13 protein-coding genes are annotated in these 15890 nt (G+C 64.7%); 8 read left to right on the top strand and 5 right to left on the bottom strand.

The window, feature by feature from the left end:
- Positions 1 to 16 precede the first annotated feature (16 nt).
- On the top strand, positions 17 to 2680 hold the full coding sequence (locus ACVW17_RS23795) for a nitrate reductase (RefSeq protein WP_456754169.1): 2664 nt from the start codon (positions 17 to 19) through the stop codon (positions 2678 to 2680).
- Positions 2681 to 2752: 72 nt separating this feature from the next.
- Here ACVW17_RS23795 and ACVW17_RS23800 read toward each other — a convergent pair whose 3' ends face one another.
- A complete protein-coding gene (locus ACVW17_RS23800; protein ID WP_456754170.1) occupies positions 2753 to 2998 on the bottom strand; it encodes a hypothetical protein in 246 nt (81 codons plus the stop codon).
- 272 nt (positions 2999 to 3270) lie between these two features.
- On the opposite strand from ACVW17_RS23800, the gene ACVW17_RS23805 reads away from it, so the two are divergent.
- Both ACVW17_RS23805 and ACVW17_RS23810 read left to right on the top strand, forming a co-directional pair.
- Positions 3271 to 4497 (top strand): CaiB/BaiF CoA transferase family protein, encoded by a 1227-nt coding sequence (locus ACVW17_RS23805; RefSeq protein ID WP_456754171.1) that lies wholly within the window; start codon positions 3271 to 3273, stop codon positions 4495 to 4497.
- 333 nt (positions 4498 to 4830) lie between these two features.
- Complete coding sequence (locus tag ACVW17_RS23810; protein ID WP_456754172.1) at positions 4831 to 5226, top strand: Rid family hydrolase; 396 nt, start codon at positions 4831 to 4833, stop codon at positions 5224 to 5226.
- Between the two features lie 7 nt (positions 5227 to 5233).
- On the opposite strand, the gene ACVW17_RS23815 is transcribed toward ACVW17_RS23810, so the two are convergent.
- Positions 5234 to 5923: a TetR/AcrR family transcriptional regulator gene (locus ACVW17_RS23815; RefSeq protein WP_456797928.1), complete on the bottom strand. Its 690-nt coding sequence runs from the start codon at positions 5921 to 5923 to the stop codon at positions 5234 to 5236.
- A 257-nt stretch (positions 5924 to 6180) separates the two neighbouring features.
- Between ACVW17_RS23815 and ACVW17_RS23820 the strand changes: the two genes are divergently transcribed.
- The 3 genes from ACVW17_RS23820 to ACVW17_RS23830 all read left to right on the top strand — a co-directional run bounded on the left by ACVW17_RS23820 (position 6181) and on the right by ACVW17_RS23830 (position 9677).
- Positions 6181 to 7413 (top strand): acyl-CoA dehydrogenase family protein, encoded by a 1233-nt coding sequence (locus ACVW17_RS23820; protein ID WP_456754173.1) that lies wholly within the window; start codon positions 6181 to 6183, stop codon positions 7411 to 7413.
- Between the two features lie 134 nt (positions 7414 to 7547).
- Positions 7548 to 8606: a phosphotransferase family protein gene (locus ACVW17_RS23825; protein ID WP_456754174.1), complete on the top strand. Its 1059-nt coding sequence runs from the start codon at positions 7548 to 7550 to the stop codon at positions 8604 to 8606.
- A gap of 156 nt (positions 8607 to 8762) precedes the next feature.
- Positions 8763 to 9677, top strand: coding sequence for a DMT family transporter (locus ACVW17_RS23830; protein ID WP_456754175.1), 915 nt, complete (start codon positions 8763 to 8765; stop codon positions 9675 to 9677).
- 213 nt (positions 9678 to 9890) lie between these two features.
- Here ACVW17_RS23830 and argE read toward each other — a convergent pair whose 3' ends face one another.
- From argE to ACVW17_RS23845, 3 genes are all read right to left on the bottom strand, one after another.
- Complete coding sequence (argE, locus tag ACVW17_RS23835; RefSeq protein ID WP_456754176.1) at positions 9891 to 11060, bottom strand: acetylornithine deacetylase; 1170 nt, start codon at positions 11058 to 11060, stop codon at positions 9891 to 9893.
- 696 nt (positions 11061 to 11756) lie between these two features.
- Entirely contained in the window at positions 11757 to 12935 is a 1179-nt protein-coding gene (locus tag ACVW17_RS23840; protein WP_456749619.1) for an IS481 family transposase, read from the bottom strand.
- 419 nt (positions 12936 to 13354) lie between these two features.
- A complete protein-coding gene (locus ACVW17_RS23845) occupies positions 13355 to 14140 on the bottom strand; it encodes an SDR family NAD(P)-dependent oxidoreductase (protein ID WP_456754177.1) in 786 nt (261 codons plus the stop codon).
- Between the two features lie 139 nt (positions 14141 to 14279).
- On the opposite strand from ACVW17_RS23845, the gene ACVW17_RS23850 reads away from it, so the two are divergent.
- Both ACVW17_RS23850 and ACVW17_RS23855 read left to right on the top strand, forming a co-directional pair.
- Positions 14280 to 14987 (top strand): histidine phosphatase family protein, encoded by a 708-nt coding sequence (locus ACVW17_RS23850; protein WP_456754178.1) that lies wholly within the window; start codon positions 14280 to 14282, stop codon positions 14985 to 14987.
- Between the two features lie 74 nt (positions 14988 to 15061).
- The gene (locus tag ACVW17_RS23855; RefSeq protein ID WP_456754179.1) at positions 15062 to 15829 is read left to right on the top strand and encodes an SDR family NAD(P)-dependent oxidoreductase; all 768 of its coding nucleotides are present in this window, start codon (positions 15062 to 15064) and stop codon (positions 15827 to 15829) included.
- Positions 15830 to 15890 lie beyond the last annotated feature (61 nt).

A 15890-nucleotide genomic window follows, 5' to 3' on the forward strand; every position in this document is an offset into this window, starting at 1 on the left:
AGGGAACGAAGCGGCAATGCCGGTCAAGACCACGTGTCCCTATTGCGGTGTCGGCTGTGGCGTCATCGCGTCAAAGGACGCGGCGGGCACTGTCCGGGTCGAAGGCGACAAGGAGCATCCGGCCAATTTCGGCCGGCTCTGCAGCAAGGGCTCGGCGCTCGCCGAGACCATCGATCTCGACGGGCGCTTGCTCGAACCAATGGTGGATGGCGCGCCGGCGGCGTGGGACGACGCGCTCGATCGCGTCGCCGACGGCTATAGCCGGATCATCCGCGAGCACGGGCCCGACGCGGTCGCGTTCTATGTCTCCGGCCAGCTCCTGACCGAGGACTATTACGTCATCAACAAGCTCGCCAAGGGTTTTGTCGGCACCGCCAATATCGACACCAATTCGCGGCTGTGCATGGCCTCCAGCGTCGCCGGTCACAAACGCGCGTTCGGCAGCGATACCGTGCCGGGCTGCTACGAGGACCTCGAGCAGGCCGAGCTTCTGGTGCTGGTCGGCTCCAACGCCGCCTGGTGCCATCCGATCCTGCACCAGCGCATGCTGGCGGCCAAGGAGAAGAACCCGGCGTGCAAGATCGTGGTGATCGATCCGCGCCGCACCGCGACCTGCGAGGGCGCCGATCTGCATCTGCCGCTGCGCTCGGGCAGCGATTCCGTGCTGTTCAACGGGCTGTTCGCCTTTCTGGCCGGCAGCAATGCGGTCGATCGCGCCTTTGTCGGCAATTGCACGACCGGGATCGTCGATGCGCTCAAGCAGGTCGGCGGGCAGAGCCTGGCGCAGACCGCTGCGACCTGCGGCCTGACCGAAGGCGCGGTCGGATTGTTTTTCGACTGGTTCACCAAGACCGAGCGCGTCGTCACGCTGTATTCGCAGGGCATCAACCAGTCATCGAGCGGCGTCGACAAGGTCAACGCCATCATCAACTGCCATCTCCTGACGGGGCGCATCGGCCGTCCCGGCATGGGGCCGTTCTCGCTGACCGGGCAGCCCAATGCGATGGGCGGCCGCGAGGTCGGCGGGCTCGCCAACCAGCTCGCCGCGCATATGGAGCTCGAGAATCCCTCGCATCGCGAGCTGGTGCAACGGTTCTGGCGCGCGCCCGTGATTGCGGAGAAGGGCGGGCTGAAGGCGGTCGACATGTTCGACGCGATCGCCGACGGCCGCATCAAGGCGGTGTGGATCATCTCGACCAATCCGGTGGTGAGCCTGCCGGATGCCGACCGCGCCCGCGCCGCGCTCGAGGCCTGCGAGCTCGTCGTGGTGACGGACTGCATGCGCGATACCGACACCACGCGGCTTGCCGACGTGCTGTTGCCGGCGCTGGCGTGGGGCGAGAAGGACGGCACCGTCACCAATTCCGAGCGGCGGATCTCGCGGCAGCGGCCGTTCCTGGCGGCGCCGGGCGAGGCGCGCGCCGACTGGCGCATCATCTGCGACGTTGCGCAACGCATGGGATATTCCGGCTTCGGCTACGCGTCGGCCGCCGAGGTGTTCCGCGAGCATGCCGAATTGTCGGGCTTCGAGAATGACGGCAAGCGCGATTTCGACATCTCGGCGCTGGCTGGGCTCGACGACGACGGCTATGACGCGCTGGCGCCGATGCAGTGGCCGGTGACGTCGGAGCATCCTTCCGGCACGCCGCGGATGTTCGAGAGCCAGCAATTCTTCACGCCCGACCGCAAGGCGCGGTTCGTGCCGGTCGCGCCGCGCGCGGCGCGCAACGCCACCAGCCGCGACTTTCCGCTGGTGCTCAACACCGGCCGTATCAGAGATCAGTGGCACACCATGACCCGGACTGGAAAAACCGGACGGCTGCTGTCGCATATCTTCGAGCCTTATGCCGAATTCCATCCCGAGGATGCACGCCAGGCCGGCCTGCAGAACGAAGGGCTGGTGCGGCTGACCAGCAGCTGGGGCGAGATGATCGCGCGCGTCGTGGTCAGCGCCGACCAGCGCCGCGGCTGCGTGTTCGTGCCGATGCACTGGAACGAGGAGTTCGCCGGCGAGGGCCGCGTCAACGCGCTGGTCAACCCAGCGGTTGATCCCTTGTCCGGCCAGCCGGAATCCAAGCACACGCCGGTCAAGGCCGATCCCTACGCGCCGCAATGGCACGCCTTCATCCTGAGCCGCGGTGCGATCAAGCGTCCGGCGTCAGGCTACTGGGTTTACGGCAAGGCCGGCGATGGCACGCGGCTGGAGCTCGCGCTAGATGCCCGCCCGGAGAGCTGGCGCGACTGGGCAAGGACGCAGCTCGGCCTCGACGGCGTCGAGATCGAATGGATCGCCTATCGCGATCCCGCGGCGGGACGCTTCCGTTACGCGGCAGTGCGCGACGGCCGGCTCGAGGGCTGCGTCTTCATCGCGCCCGATCACGCGCTGCCGTCGCGGGCCTGGCTGACCGGGCTGTTTGCCGAACAGCAGCTCTCGGCCAACGCGCGGATGTCGCTGCTGGCGGGACGGCCGTTCGGCGCGGGCGAGGATGTCGGCCCGATCGTCTGCTCCTGCTTCAGCGTCGGGCGGCACCAGATCACAGCCGAGATCAAGAAGGGCGCCGCCAGCGTCGAGGCGATCGGCCGCTGCCTGAAGGCCGGCACCAATTGCGGTGGCTGCAAGCCCGAGATCGGCAAGCTGATCGGGGCCACCGCCCAACCGCGGCAGGCGATCGCGTCCTGATTTCCGCTGCCGGTACGAAGCACGCGAGCATGATCTCTTCGGAAACCGCTTCGCACTTTTCCGGATCACGCGCTAACAGCCGCGGCAGATGCTCTTCAGCTTGCTGTTGAGCAGGCGGTCCTCCTCGTCGGAGGCTGCCTTGGTATAGGCATCGTTGCCATGGCGCTTGTCGTCGGCAAATCCGCCGCCGCGACTGCCGCCGCCGGCATGCATGCCGTGGCTGTGGCCGCCGCCATGGCCGTGGCCGCCGCGCGCCTCGGCGGGCGGCATCGCGGCCGCAACCAATGTCAGCAGTCCGACCGTCATGATCGTCCGCATCGCGTCCTCCTCCTCGTCGCGGCAGGATAGCGCCGGCGCTGAGACAAATCGGTGTCGGCGATCTTCACAATTTCGCGTGGCGGCAGGACGGGGCAGGGCCGGTTCCGGCCGGTGCGCCGCACATAGGCCGCCCGGAGATGGCTTCATGCCGACAATGCAGTGCTCGCGACAGCAAAATGGTGTATCGGCAAGCGCTGGCGGCCGCGAACACGGGCAGGGCCCGGTCCGGCGCCGGACAATCAAGATTGAGCAAGAAATCGGAGGAATGCTTCATGTCGGCTCTGCCACTCTCGGGCATCAAAGTTCTCGACCTGACGCGGGTGCTCGCGGGCCCGCTGTCGGCCCAGATGCTGGCGGATCTCGGCGCCGAGGTGATCAAGATCGAGCGGCCCGGCGGCGGCGATGACGCCCGCGCCTTTGGCCCGCCCTATCTCAAAGATCCCGAGGGCAAGGCGAACAACAACAACTCGTTCTACCTCTGCGCCAACCGCAACAAGAAGTCCGTCACCGTCAACATCGCCAAGCCCGAAGGGCAGGCGATCATCCGCGAACTGGCCAAGTCGGTCGACGTGATGATGGAGAACTACAAGGTCGGCGACCTCAAGCGCTACGGCCTCGACTACGACACCATCAAGCAGATCAACCCCGGCATCATCTATTGTTCGGTCACCGGCTTCGGCCAGACCGGCCCCTATGCCACGCGTGCCGGCTATGACGCGATCCTGCAGGCGATGGGCGGGCTGATGAGCGTCACCGGCCATATCGACGGCGAGCCCGGCGCGGGCCCGATGAAGGTCGGCCCCTCGATCGTCGACTACATGACCGGCATGAACACCTCGATCGGCATTTTGTCGGCGCTCTACCATCGCGACGCCAACAACGGCGAAGGGCAGCATGTCGACGTCTGCCTGTTCGACACCGTGATCGCCTCGCTGTCGCACTGGCTCCAGATCTATCTTGTCAACGGCAACATGCCGCCGCGCCGCGGCACCTGGGGCAATGGCGGCATGCCGGCCGGCGTGTTCCGCTGCACCGACGGCGAGCTGATGCTGGTGGTCGGCAATGACGGCCAGTTCCAGCGCACCTGCGCGGTGCTCGGCGAACCCGAGCTTGCCAACGACAAGCGCTTCGTCAAGAACAACGACCGCGTCGTGCACGGCAAGGAGATCATGGCGATCTTCGCCGGCCTGTTCCTGAAGCAGCCGGTGGCCTATTGGCTGGAGAAGCTCGAGGAGGCCGGCGTGCCGTCCGGCCCGATCAACAACTTCGAGCAGGTGTTCAGCGATCCACACGTGCAGTCGCGCGGCATGCGGGTGAAGGTCGACCATCCCTTCGAGCCGAACCTGTCGCTGATCCGCAACGCGCTGACCTTCTCGGGCACCCCGATCACCGACTACCGCGCCCCGCCGCTGCTCGGCGCCGACACCAAGGACGTGCTGGCGACCATCGGCTATGATGAGGCCAAGGTCGAAGGCCTGAAGGCGCAGGGGATTTTGTAGGAGTAGGATTCGAAACCGCGCGCGCTGCAGTTTTCCCGTCATCCTGAGAGAGTGTGAATGTATTCAGTGTCGTCCTGGCTTTCGCCAGCACGATGACGTGGGGGGCCGCTCACTACAATTTCTCAGACCGTCATCCTGAGGAGCGCGTAGCGCGTCTCGAAGGATGCGCGGCCCGGCTGGTGGCGGTCGATCCTTCGAGACGGCCGCTGCGCGGCCTCCTCAGGATGACGGTGATAGAGCAATCGGGTTCAGCACACTTCGACCTGTATCGAAGCATCATTGACACCAGCCTGCTAGATTGGCGCCATCGATCCCTCATCGCAGGTGCCAATCATGAAACGGGAAGTGATCCGCGTCGAACCGATCTCGAGCTGGCTGGAGCGCTGGAAGGCGCCGGCGTCCGCGGTCACCCGCGCCGGCAACATGGTGTTCGTCTCCGGCCTGCCGCCGTTCGATCCGGCAACCGGCGAGATCGCGGCCGGCGCATCGATCGAGCGGCAGAGCGAGCTCGTCATGGAGCAGCTCAAACAGTGCCTCGCGGTCGCCGGCGCCTCGTTCGACAATGTGATGAAGTGCAACATCTTCTGCACCTCGGCAAAACACTTCGCGACCTTCAACGCGATCTACCGCAGATATTTCGCTGACGAGCTGCCGGCGCGGATCTTCGTCTGCATCCCGGAATGGACCGGGCCGTTCGACATCGAGATCGACTGCATCGCGATGGTGTAGGCGGCTCTTACAAATCCTGCCGCGTCAGCCGGCCGTGCACCAGCACCGGCCGCGCGGCCGGCTTGCTCGGCGCGTCGCCCATCGTCAGCGCCATCACCGATACCGTGACCACCCGATCGACGATTGCGCGGACGTCGTCGAGATCGCATTTGCCTTCCGACAGCCGCAGCAGGCGTTCCTTCTCGCGGATGGTGTGGTGCGCCATCGCGAGCGCGAAGTGCAGGCCCCAATACAGTTCGGTATCGTCGCGGCCCGGCATCGCGCGGCGCATCGCGGCGGCGAACTTGCGCAAATGATCGACCTCGCGGTTCTTGATGCGGCGGATCGGCGGCACCGATTCGATCGAGGCGCGGATCATGAAGCGTGCTGCGGTCGAGCCCTCGCGGTCCGGCCCGAGGCAGCCGCGCAGAGTGGGGCCGACGAGGGCGCGCATGATGTCCTCGATCGCGGCGCGGCCGCCGCCTGCTTCTTCCGCCGCCTTCAATTCATTGAGGCGTTCGCGGTTGGTCTGGATGCTGCGGGTGACGAACAGCTCCGCGATCAATTCGTCCTTGGAGCCGAAATGATAATTCACCGCCGCAAGGTTGACGTTCGCCTCCGCGACGATGTCGCGCAGCGTGACATCGCCGAAGCCGCGATCGGCATAGAGCCGTTCGGCGGCGGCGAGAATGGCGGATCGGGTGTGATCGCTGGCCATGGCTGAGAGCCTTTCCGTTATTCCGCGGCGCGATGCGCCGGAACGACGAAGACGACAGGGAGTTGCATTTCAAACATTTGTATGAAACTATCGTTTGAAGAGCCGGAAATGTCAATCCGCAGATCGCGGGGCGGCGTTCTGGCACACCAGCGCCATCCGTCCGCGAACGCCCTTGCGAGCCGCGGGGGCGGGGCGGACAATGTTGTTCAAAAGGCCAAGACCCAAACGGCCCAAGTCTAGGAAACGAGGAGCGTCCCATGGATTTCACGATGTCGCCCAAGCAGAAGGAATGGCTGGAGCGCGTTCAGGCTTTCATGAAAACGCACGTCCGCCCGGCGGTGCCGATCTATGAGAAGCAGGACGCCGAAGGGCCGCGCTGGAAGGTGATCCCGGTCCTCGAGGACCTGAAGAAGAAGGCGAAGGCCGAAGGGCTCTGGAACATGTTCATGCCGCCGTCCTCGCATGAGGATGACGAATTCCACGGCGCGGGACTGACCAATCTCGAATACGCGCTGCTGTCGGAAGAGATGGGCCACATCTCCTGGGCCTCGGAAGTGTTCAACTGCTCCGCGCCCGATACCGGCAACATGGAAGTGTTCATCCGCTACGGCACCAAGGAGCAGAAGCGCAAATGGCTGCGCCCGCTGATGGACGGCGAGATCCGCTCCGCCTTCCTGATGACCGAGCCGGCGGTGGCGTCCTCCGATGCCACCAACATCGAGACCCGGATCGAGAAGGACGGCGATCACTACGTCATCAACGGCCGCAAATGGTGGTCGTCGGGCGTCGGCGATCCCCGTTGCAAGATCGCGATCCTGATGGGCAAGACCGACTTCAACGCCGCCAAGCATCAGCAGCAGTCGCAGATCCTGGTGCCGCTCGATACCCCCGGCATCAAGGTCGAGAAGATGCTGCCGGTGTTCGGCTTCGACGACGCGCCGCACGGCCATGCCCAGGTGCTGCTGGAGAACGTCCGCGTGCCGAAGGAGAACATCCTGCTCGGCGAGGGCCGCGGCTTCGAGATCGCGCAGGGCCGTCTCGGCCCGGGCCGCATCCATCACTGCATGCGCACCATCGGCCAGGCCGAAGAGGCGCTGGAGAAAATGGTGAAGCGGCTCGCCTCGCGCACCGCGTTCGGCAAGAAGATCATCGAGCATTCGGTCTGGGAGCAGCGCATCGGCGAGGCCCGCACCGACATCGAGATGAACCGTCTGCTCTGCCTCAAGGCCGCCGACATGATGGACAAGGTCGGCAACAAGACCGCGCAGGCCGAGATCGCGATGATCAAGGTCGCAGCGCCCAACATGGCGCTGAAGATCATCGACCAGGCGATCCAGGCGTTCGGCGGCGGCGGCGTCTCCGACGACGCCGGGCTCGCGCGCGCCTATGCCCACATCCGCACGCTCCGTCTCGCCGACGGTCCGGACGAGGTGCATAATCGCGCCATTGCCAGGCTCGAAGTTCGGAAGTATGCAAACACGTCACATTGAGCATGATGCGGAACGCATGGCGTTCGCGCGCACATCGTGCTCAGAATGAAAAAGACAAATCAGGCTGGCTGGCCAGCCTGATCGCGGGAGCGCCCAACGCGCTCCCTGAAAAATCGAGTTGAGGGAGCGTCATCGTGGCGGACGGCGTCAGGAAAGACGAGGAATTTTCCGGAACACGGGAAGTCGAGGAGCGCCATCGTGTCAACGAGGCGAACCTCGATGCCTGGATGAAGCAGCACGTCGAGGGCTATCAGGGTCCGCTCAAGGTCCTGCAGTTCAAGGGTGGCCAGTCCAACCCGACCTACAAGCTCGAAACCCCCGGCCGCAACTATGTGATGCGCCGCCGGCCGTTCGGTAAACTGTTGCCGTCGGCTCATGCGGTGGATCGCGAGTTCCGCGTCATCGCGGCGCTCGGCAAGCAGAACTTCCCGGTCGCCAAAGCCTACGCGCTGTGCACCGACGATGCGGTGATCGGCTCGGCCTTCTACATCATGTCGATGGAGGAAGGGCGGGTATTCTGGGATCCGACGCTGCCGAGCCAGCAGCCGGACGCGCGCCGGAAAATCTTCACCAGCAAGATCGAGACGCTGGCCAAGCTGCACGTCCTCGATCCCGAGAAGATCGGCCTCGGCGATTTCGGCAAGCCCGGCAATTATTTTGCGCGCCAGGTCGATCGCTGGACCAAGCAGTACCGCGCGTCCGAGACGCAGCACATTCCGGAATTCGAGAAGCTCGCCGAGTGGCTGCCGAAGACGGTGCCCGAGCAGAAGCGGGTCTCGGTCGTGCACGGCGACTATCGCCTCGACAACATGATCTTCCACGCCACCGAGCCGCGGGTGCAGGCGGTGCTGGACTGGGAATTGTCGACGCTCGGCGATCCCATGGCCGACTTCACCTATCTGTTGATGCAGTGGACCATGCCGGGCCTCGCCAATGCCGATCTCAAGGCGTTGAACATCCCGAGCCAGGACGAGGCCGCGCAGATCTATTGCAACGTCACCGGCATGGCCGTGCCGGATCTCAACTGGTACTTCTCCTACAATCTGTTCCGCCTCGCCGGCATCACGCAGGGCATCGCGGGCCGCGTCCGCGACGGCACCGCCGCGAATGCCAAGGCCCTCGAATCGGCCGCGCGCACCGTGCCGCTGTCGAAGGCGTCATGGGAATACGCGCAGAAGGCCGGCGCGGTCTGATCCGACAAAGCGGCGCGATCCACAGGGGTCGCGCCGCTGTTGCGGGCTGCGGCATGTTTCCACACTGTAGTCATCTGTGACTTGAGTTCGCTGCGCCGCTTTGGCAATTCAGTCCGATCGATATTTCCCGCCTGGTCCTGATCGGACATTTTCGTTTTGCCCCTCTCTTCGAATCTACGCGGCAGCCTGTTCATGGCTGCGGCCATGGCCAGCTTCACGGTCAACGACACCATCACCAAGGCGGTGGCGGCGGAGCTCAATATCGGGGAGATCCTGCTGGTCCGCGGCCTGGTCGCGATGGTGCTGGTCGCGGCGCTCGCGTGGTACCGCGATGCGCTGCGTAGCTTCAGCGCGCTACTGATCTGGCCGGTCGGCCTGCGCGTGCTCGGCGAGATCGGCGGCACGCTGACCTATCTCTCGGCGATCGCGCAGATCCCGCTCGCCAATGCGTCGGCGATCTTCCAGGCGCTGCCGCTCGTGATCACGCTCGGCGCGGCGCTGGTGTTCGGCGAGCCGGTCGGCTGGCGGCGCTGGCTTGCGATCGCGGCCGGCTTCATCGGCGTGCTGGTGATCGTCCGTCCCGGTGCAGAAGGCTTCAGCCAGGCGTCGCTGCTGGCGCTGGCCTCGGTCGGCTTCTGCGCGGTGCGCGATCTCGCCACCCGCCGCATCCCGAAGCAATTGCCGACCGTGTTCATCACGCTGCTCACGACTGTCACGGTGACGACGGCCGGCGCCGCCGTACTGGTGCCGCTCGGCGGCTGGAAGGCGCCGTCCGGCCAGGCGCTCGGCCTGCTCACACTCGCCGCGGTCCTGATCCTGATCGGTTATCAGTGCATCATCGTGTCGCTGCGCACGGGCGACATCTCGGCGGTGGCGCCGTTCCGTTACACCGCGCTGCCATGGGCGATGCTGACCGGCTATCTCGCCTTCGGCCATAAGCCCGACGGTGCGATGCTAGCCGGCGCCGCGATCATCGTGGCCTCCGGCCTCTATGCCTTCTACCGCGAGCGCAAGCGCGACAAGCTCCGCCCCGCCGCAACGGGACCGGGCCTGCCGCCGGATGGGCTGTAGGGAATTTGTAGGGCGGATACTGCGTCACACGCGCTGTTTTCGGCCGATTCTGAGAAGCCGTGAACGAATCTAGCCGTCATTGCGAGCGAAGCGAAGCAATCCATCGGTCCGCAAACGCGGTTGGATGGATTGCTTCGTCGCTTTCGCTCCTCGCAATGACGGCGGAGGCAGAATTATGACGCAGTAAGACTAATCCGCCCTACACGTCCAGCCTCACTTCGCGCAATGCGCAATCAGCCTGGCGACGAAATCTCCGCAGGCCTCGAGCTGCGACATCTCGACGAACTCATCCGGCGTATGCGCCTGCGCGATCGAGCCGGGGCCGACCACCACCGACGGCACGTCGGCCATGCTCACGAACAGGCTGGCCTCGGTGCCGAAGGCGACCTTGGCGTGGTCGTTGCGGCCGGCAAACTGCTTGGCGAGAGTGACGATCGGCGCGTCGGCCGCGGTGTCGAGCGCGGGGTAATCGAGGATCTCCTCGAAGTCGATGCCGCAATCCGGATGCCGCGCGCGCATCTTTGGTTCGATCTCGGCCTTCGCCCAGGCGACGATCGCATCGGTGACCTCGCGCGACTCGGTGATCCCGATGCCGCGGCATTCGAAATCCACCGTGCAGTGATCGGGCACGATGTTCAGCGCGGCGCCACCATGCACGACGCTGGTCAGCAGCGTGGAGTGCGGCACGTCGTAGAGACTGTCGCGCTCGCGCTTCGCGGCAAGCTGCCCGGCGCGGCGGCGGATCTCGGCGATCAGGTCGGCCGCGTACTCGATGGCGTTGACGCCGTCGGGCGCGATCGAGGAGTGTCGCGCGAGCCCGCGGAAGGTGGCGCGCACGCCGTGCTTGCCCTTGTGCCCGATGATCACCTGCATCTGGGTCGGCTCGCCGACGAAGCAGCCGAGCGGCCGGATCGGCTTGCGCGCGACCTCGCGCAGCATCGGCCGCACGCCGACGCAGCCGATCTCCTCGTCATAGGAGATCGCAAGATTGATCGGCGTCTTCAGGTCGGTCGCGAGCATTTCCGGCACCATCGCGAGACACACCGCGACAAAGCCCTTCATGTCGGTGGTGCCGCGGCCGTACAGCCGGCCGTCGCGCTCGACCAGTTCGAACGGGTCGTGGCTCCAGTCCTGTCCCGCGACCGGCACGACGTCGGTATGCCCCGATAGAGCAAGCCCGGCCTTGTCATCGGGGCCGATCGTCACCCACAGCGAGGACTTCTGTCCGGTGTCGTCGACAATGCGCTGGCTGCCGACGCCAAGCGCGGCGAGATAGCGCTCGATGTAGTCGATCAGAGGCAGGTTGCTGCGGTCACTGATGGTGTCGAAGGCGACGAGGTCGGCCAATAGCTTGCGGATACGGTCGGAACGTGGATTTTGCATTGCCTGTTCGTTTGCCGGGAGTGTGTTGGGAATTGCGACGGCGATCTTGCCAGCGAAGTATAACAGCTGGTTTGCCTGCCGGGTCCAAGCAATATCCGGGCCGGGACCGGGGGCGTTGCGCGGCGATAGCGACAGACCTGCGAAGCCGGACCGGTGTTGCTCATTCGACACGACGGGCAACTCAGCAAAACCTGTCAATCCTGCCCAGCAAAAATAATTCGGTTTATCGTAATGACAACTCGGTGTATGGTGTACCCGTCTCACCCGACACGAGGGGCGCTTCGCGGTCGTCACGAACGCGGGTCGAGATGCGGTGGACGCTGCGCGTGGCCTGACGAGAGCACGCAAGGCGGACGGCGAAATCGTGCAGGCCTGACGCCCTAGCGGTAGGTGTCTCTTCCGATTGCGCAAATGCGCGTTGTGAAGACGGTGACAACAAAGCCAAGTCTCGCCGGGGAGAGCACGTATAAGCCGTAAGCCATCGCGCAGGGAAAGCCGGATTGCTCCGGTTACACCTGTGGTCCTACCCCCGTGCTTTCTACCCCATTGCTCGGGGCCCATGGGTGCGATCGGCACCCGGCTTTCCCTGCGCCCTCTTCGAGAAGAGGGCGGAACGAAATGCAAAGCTCGGGCAATTCATGTCGCGAGAACGCGAAGCTATATCCCCACCACTACTGTCATCGCCCGGCTCGATGTTTAGACCGGAGACATGGCTGACGCCTGTTCCGACACATCACTGACAGGTCTGCCATTGGTCAAGTCGATTGATGCGACCTGCCAGCTGGCGAAGAAGATTCCGTAGTTGCCGTCGCGGTTGAGCGGTCTGATCGCAAGAGGCTCGCCGCAGAAGGCTTGCGGGACTTTCCACATCTGCCCCCGGAAGGCGACGTAGCTCCGTGTCGAGGAGACGATGCGAACGATCTCTCCGGTATCGTATTCGACCTTCGGAACACGGTTCGGCATGGCGCGAGAACTCGGCCGGTAGCGGTCGGCTGGGACAGCCATGCCGAGCGCCTCGTGAGGCCGCTCCAAATTGTAGAGTGTGCGCCAGCTATCCAGGGCACGCTGGACTTCCGGCAAAGTGCGGAACGAGCGCAGGGCAAACACTTCCGCTTTCAAACTGCGATGGAAGCGCTCGTTCTTGCCGCGGCCCTGCGGGTGACACGGCCTGGCATGCACCACATGGATGCCGAGCTTGAGCAGCCAGACCTTCAGCGCGGTCCAGCGAGCGCCGGACGTATCGCCCCAGGGCGAGCCGTTGTCGATGTAAAAGGCGTCCGGTAGGCCATAGCGGCGAAAGGTATCGGTCAGATGCTTCTGCACGTTGGGGCGCTGCTCATTGGCACATGCCTTCAGGCACAGAGCATAGCGCGAGTGATCGTCCACCATGGTCAGCGGATGGCACCGCGTCCCGTTGCCGAGAGGCATGTGGCCCTTGAAGTCCATCTGCCACAGCTGATTGGGAGCCTCCTTCTCAAAGCGATGGCCTGGCGGACCGGGCGGTGCCTTCTCACTCGGCTTGATCCGCTCATGTCGGCACAGGATCCGATGCACCGTGGAGGCCACTGGCACAGCTTGCCCGTCCCGCTTCAGGCAATGGGCGATCTTGCGCGCTCCCCAGGCCGGATGCTTGTCGCGGACCGCCACCACCTGCGCCTCCAGCGCGATCGCACTGCGCTTGGGCATCGTCTTCGGTCGACGGGACTGATTGGCCAGTTCCCGATCGCCGGCATGCCACCGCCTCAGCCACTTGTAGCCGACATCAGGACTGATCCCAAAGCGCCGGCACAGCTCTCGCCGGTTCGCGCCTTCCTGCAGAGCAAGCCGCACAAACTCTCGTCGCTGATCCATCACTGACACCTCGCTCCACGGCATGGACGGCTCCCGAATCGACCAATCCAGCCAATTTTGACGTGTCAGCTATGTCTCCGAACACCTGTCAGTGATCTGTCCGGTCTAAACACTCGACCGGGCGATCCAGTACGCCGCGGCTTCTCGGCTCAAGCACCGCCGTCTCTGGAATACTGGATCACCCGGTCAAGCCGGGTGATGACACCGAAAGCGTGGCAATTGAATCGAGACTGATCTTCATCGTCGTCCCGGCGAAGACCGGGACCCGTTACCCCAAATGCGCATTGTTGGGCGACGCCGGGGCCACAAATCTCGTTCACAACGGAATGCGGTGGTTATGGGTCCCGGCCCCCGTGCGCAATTGCGCACTCGGCCGGGACGACGGTGGTAGGCGCCGCTGTCGCGTGATCCGGAATCGGCACCGCGAACGGAGAGCACCCCTGCTAGATCGGCTTGCCCGTATACGGCATCGAGGCGGTGAGGCCGCCGTCGACCGGAATCGCTTGGCCGTTGACGTAGGATGCTTCGTCGCTTGCCAGGAACAATCCCATCGCGGCGAGCTCGTGCGGCTGGCCGGGGCGCTTCAGCGGATTGAGCTGGCCGATCTTGTCCTGGGTGCCGCGCTCCTTGGCGCGGTCGAACACCGGCTTGGTCATGCCGGTTTCGATCAGGCCGGGGCAGATCGCATTGATGCGCACGCCGGTGCCGGAGAGCGAGTAGGCGGTGGTCTGCACCAGGCTGATGACGCCGGCCTTGCTCGCGCCATAGGGATGTCCGCTGGCGCCGGACTTCAGGCCCGCGACCGAGGCCGTGCAGACGATCGAGCCATGGCCCTGCCTGGTCATGTGCGGGATCGAATGCTTGATCGCGAGGAACGGGCCGATCAGATTGACGCGCAGCACTTCCTGCCAATGTTCCGGCGTCTGGTCGGCGAGCGGCACGAGGCCGCCGCTCACGCCGGCATTGGCCCAGATCGCATCGAGCTTGCCGTATGTCGAGACCGCCTTCTCGATGAAGGCCTTCACGTCGCTCTCCGATCCGGCATCGGCGGTGACGGCCTCAATGGTGCCGCCGGCGTCGCGCACCAGTTTTGCGGTTTCGTTGACGCCGTCGCTGCGATCGACCGCGATCAGCTTGGCACCTTCCCTGGTGAACAGCAGCGACGCCGCGCGGCCGATGCCGCTGCCGGCGCCGGTGATGATGACGGATTTGCCTTCGAGGCGGCCCATAGGTTTCTCCCTGTTCACGTGATCCTCCGTGCGTCTGCCGCGCGACGGAATTCAAACAAAATTTCAAACGTCCGATGCACTTGAGACGAGGTGCGGCGTGACGTACAGCGTGACGGGACACTATTGAAGGGCTCATCCGATGTCCAATCCAGAGAAGCCTGACGTGACGGTGACGCGGTGGTGGTGGGTTCGTCACGCGCCGGTGCGCAGCGACGGCGGCAACATCTACGGGCAGGAGGATATCGACTGCGACACCGGTGACGTCGAAGTGTTCGAGGCGGTCGCAAAGATGCTGCCGCGCAATGCCGTGTGGTATTCGAGCAATCTGAAGCGCACGCACAAGACCGCTGATGCGATCTGGGCCGCCGGTTATCCGAAGCCCGGCAGCATGACGCAGGAGCGCGACTTCGCCGAGCTGCATCTCGGACGCTGGCAGGGCATGAACCGCGCCGCCTTCCTCGCCAGTCGTCCGCCGGGCAATCTCTGGTTCGCCGACGTCAACGAGCCGGCCCCCGGCGGCGAGAGTTTCATGGATCTCTACACCCGCGTCTGCCGCACCATCGTGCGGATCACCGCTGCGGAGGCCGGCAAGGACATCATCGCGGTCGGCCATGGCGGCGTGATCCGGGCCGCGGTCGGTCTTGCGCTGGGCGGCCAGCCGGACCGTGGCCTGTCGTTCGACATCGACAATGTCTCGGTGACGCGGCTCGATCACATCGCGGCGCCCAACGTGTCGACCTGGCGGCTGCCGATGGTCAACCAGCAGCCCTGGATCGCCGATCCCCGCCACGCCGCGATGCATCAGCCGTCCGGGCCCGAGGTGCGGCCGGCGGGCAAGCTCGCGTGATGACGCTATCGCAACACGACAACGCTGCTTAAGCTCAAAATAGAATTCAAACACCTTACATCAGGGAGAAAACCATGACCTTGTTCGACATGAAGGGAAAAGTCGCCGTCATCACCGGCTCGACGCGCGGCATCGGACGTGCGATCGCCGAGCGGATGGCCGAGCACGGCGCCAAGGTGGTGATCTCCTCGCGCAAGGCCGACGTCTGCGAGCAGGTCGCGAGCGAGATCAACGACACTTACGGCAAGGGCACCGCGGTTGCGATCGCGGCCAACATCTCGTCGAAGGAAAATCTGCAGAACCTGGTCGATGAGAGCAACCGCGCCTTCGGCAAGATCGACGTGCTGGTCTGCAACGCGGCATCCAATCCCTACTATGGCCCGCTCGCCGGCATCTCCGACGATCAGTTCCGGAAAATCCTCGACAACAACATCGTCGCCAACAACTGGCTGATTTCGATGGTGGTGCCGCAGATGATCGAGCGCAAGGACGGCTCCATCATCATTGTCTCCTCGATCGGTGGATTGAAGGGCTCGACCATCCTCGGCGCCTACGCGATCTCCAAGGCCGCCGACATGCAGCTCGCGCGCAACCTCGCGTGCGAATACGGCAAGCACAACATCCGCGTGAACTGCATCGCGCCCGGCCTGATCAAGACCGATTTCGCCAAGGCGCTGTGGGACAATCCCGACAATCTGAAGGCCTCGACCGCACGCTCGCCGCTGCTGCGGATCGGCGTGCCGGACGAGATCGCCGGCGCCGCGGTGCTCATGGGCTCGCGCGCCGGCGACTTCATGACCGGCCAGACCGTCGTGATCGACGGTGGCGCGACGATCAGCTGACGCGTGTTGGTGCGCAAAGCGCGCCATACCTTCAACTCGTCATCACCCGCGAAAGCGGGTG

It is taken from the genome of Bradyrhizobium sp. USDA 4473, assembly GCF_054063335.1.

Coding starts and splice junctions, on each gene's coding strand:
- argE (WP_456754176.1), bottom strand. CDS start 11,060: ATGCAAAATCCACGTTCCGACCGTATCCGCAAGCTATTGGCCGACCTC.
- ACVW17_RS23800 (WP_456754170.1), bottom strand. CDS start 2,998: ATGCGGACGATCATGACGGTCGGACTGCTGACATTGGTTGCGGCCGCG.
- ACVW17_RS23845 (WP_456754177.1), bottom strand. CDS start 14,140: ATGGGCCGCCTCGAAGGCAAATCCGTCATCATCACCGGCGCCGGCAGC.
- ACVW17_RS23855 (WP_456754179.1), top strand. CDS start 15,062: ATGACCTTGTTCGACATGAAGGGAAAAGTCGCCGTCATCACCGGCTCG.
- ACVW17_RS23810 (WP_456754172.1), top strand. CDS start 4,831: ATGAAACGGGAAGTGATCCGCGTCGAACCGATCTCGAGCTGGCTGGAG.
- ACVW17_RS23850 (WP_456754178.1), top strand. CDS start 14,280: ATGTCCAATCCAGAGAAGCCTGACGTGACGGTGACGCGGTGGTGGTGG.
- ACVW17_RS23820 (WP_456754173.1), top strand. CDS start 6,181: ATGGATTTCACGATGTCGCCCAAGCAGAAGGAATGGCTGGAGCGCGTT.
- ACVW17_RS23805 (WP_456754171.1), top strand. CDS start 3,271: ATGTCGGCTCTGCCACTCTCGGGCATCAAAGTTCTCGACCTGACGCGG.
- ACVW17_RS23795 (WP_456754169.1), top strand. CDS start 17: ATGCCGGTCAAGACCACGTGTCCCTATTGCGGTGTCGGCTGTGGCGTC.
- ACVW17_RS23815 (WP_456797928.1), bottom strand. CDS start 5,923: ATGGCCAGCGATCACACCCGATCCGCCATTCTCGCCGCCGCCGAACGG.
- ACVW17_RS23840 (WP_456749619.1), bottom strand. CDS start 12,935: ATGCCGTGGAGCGAGGTGTCAGTGATGGATCAGCGACGAGAGTTTGTG.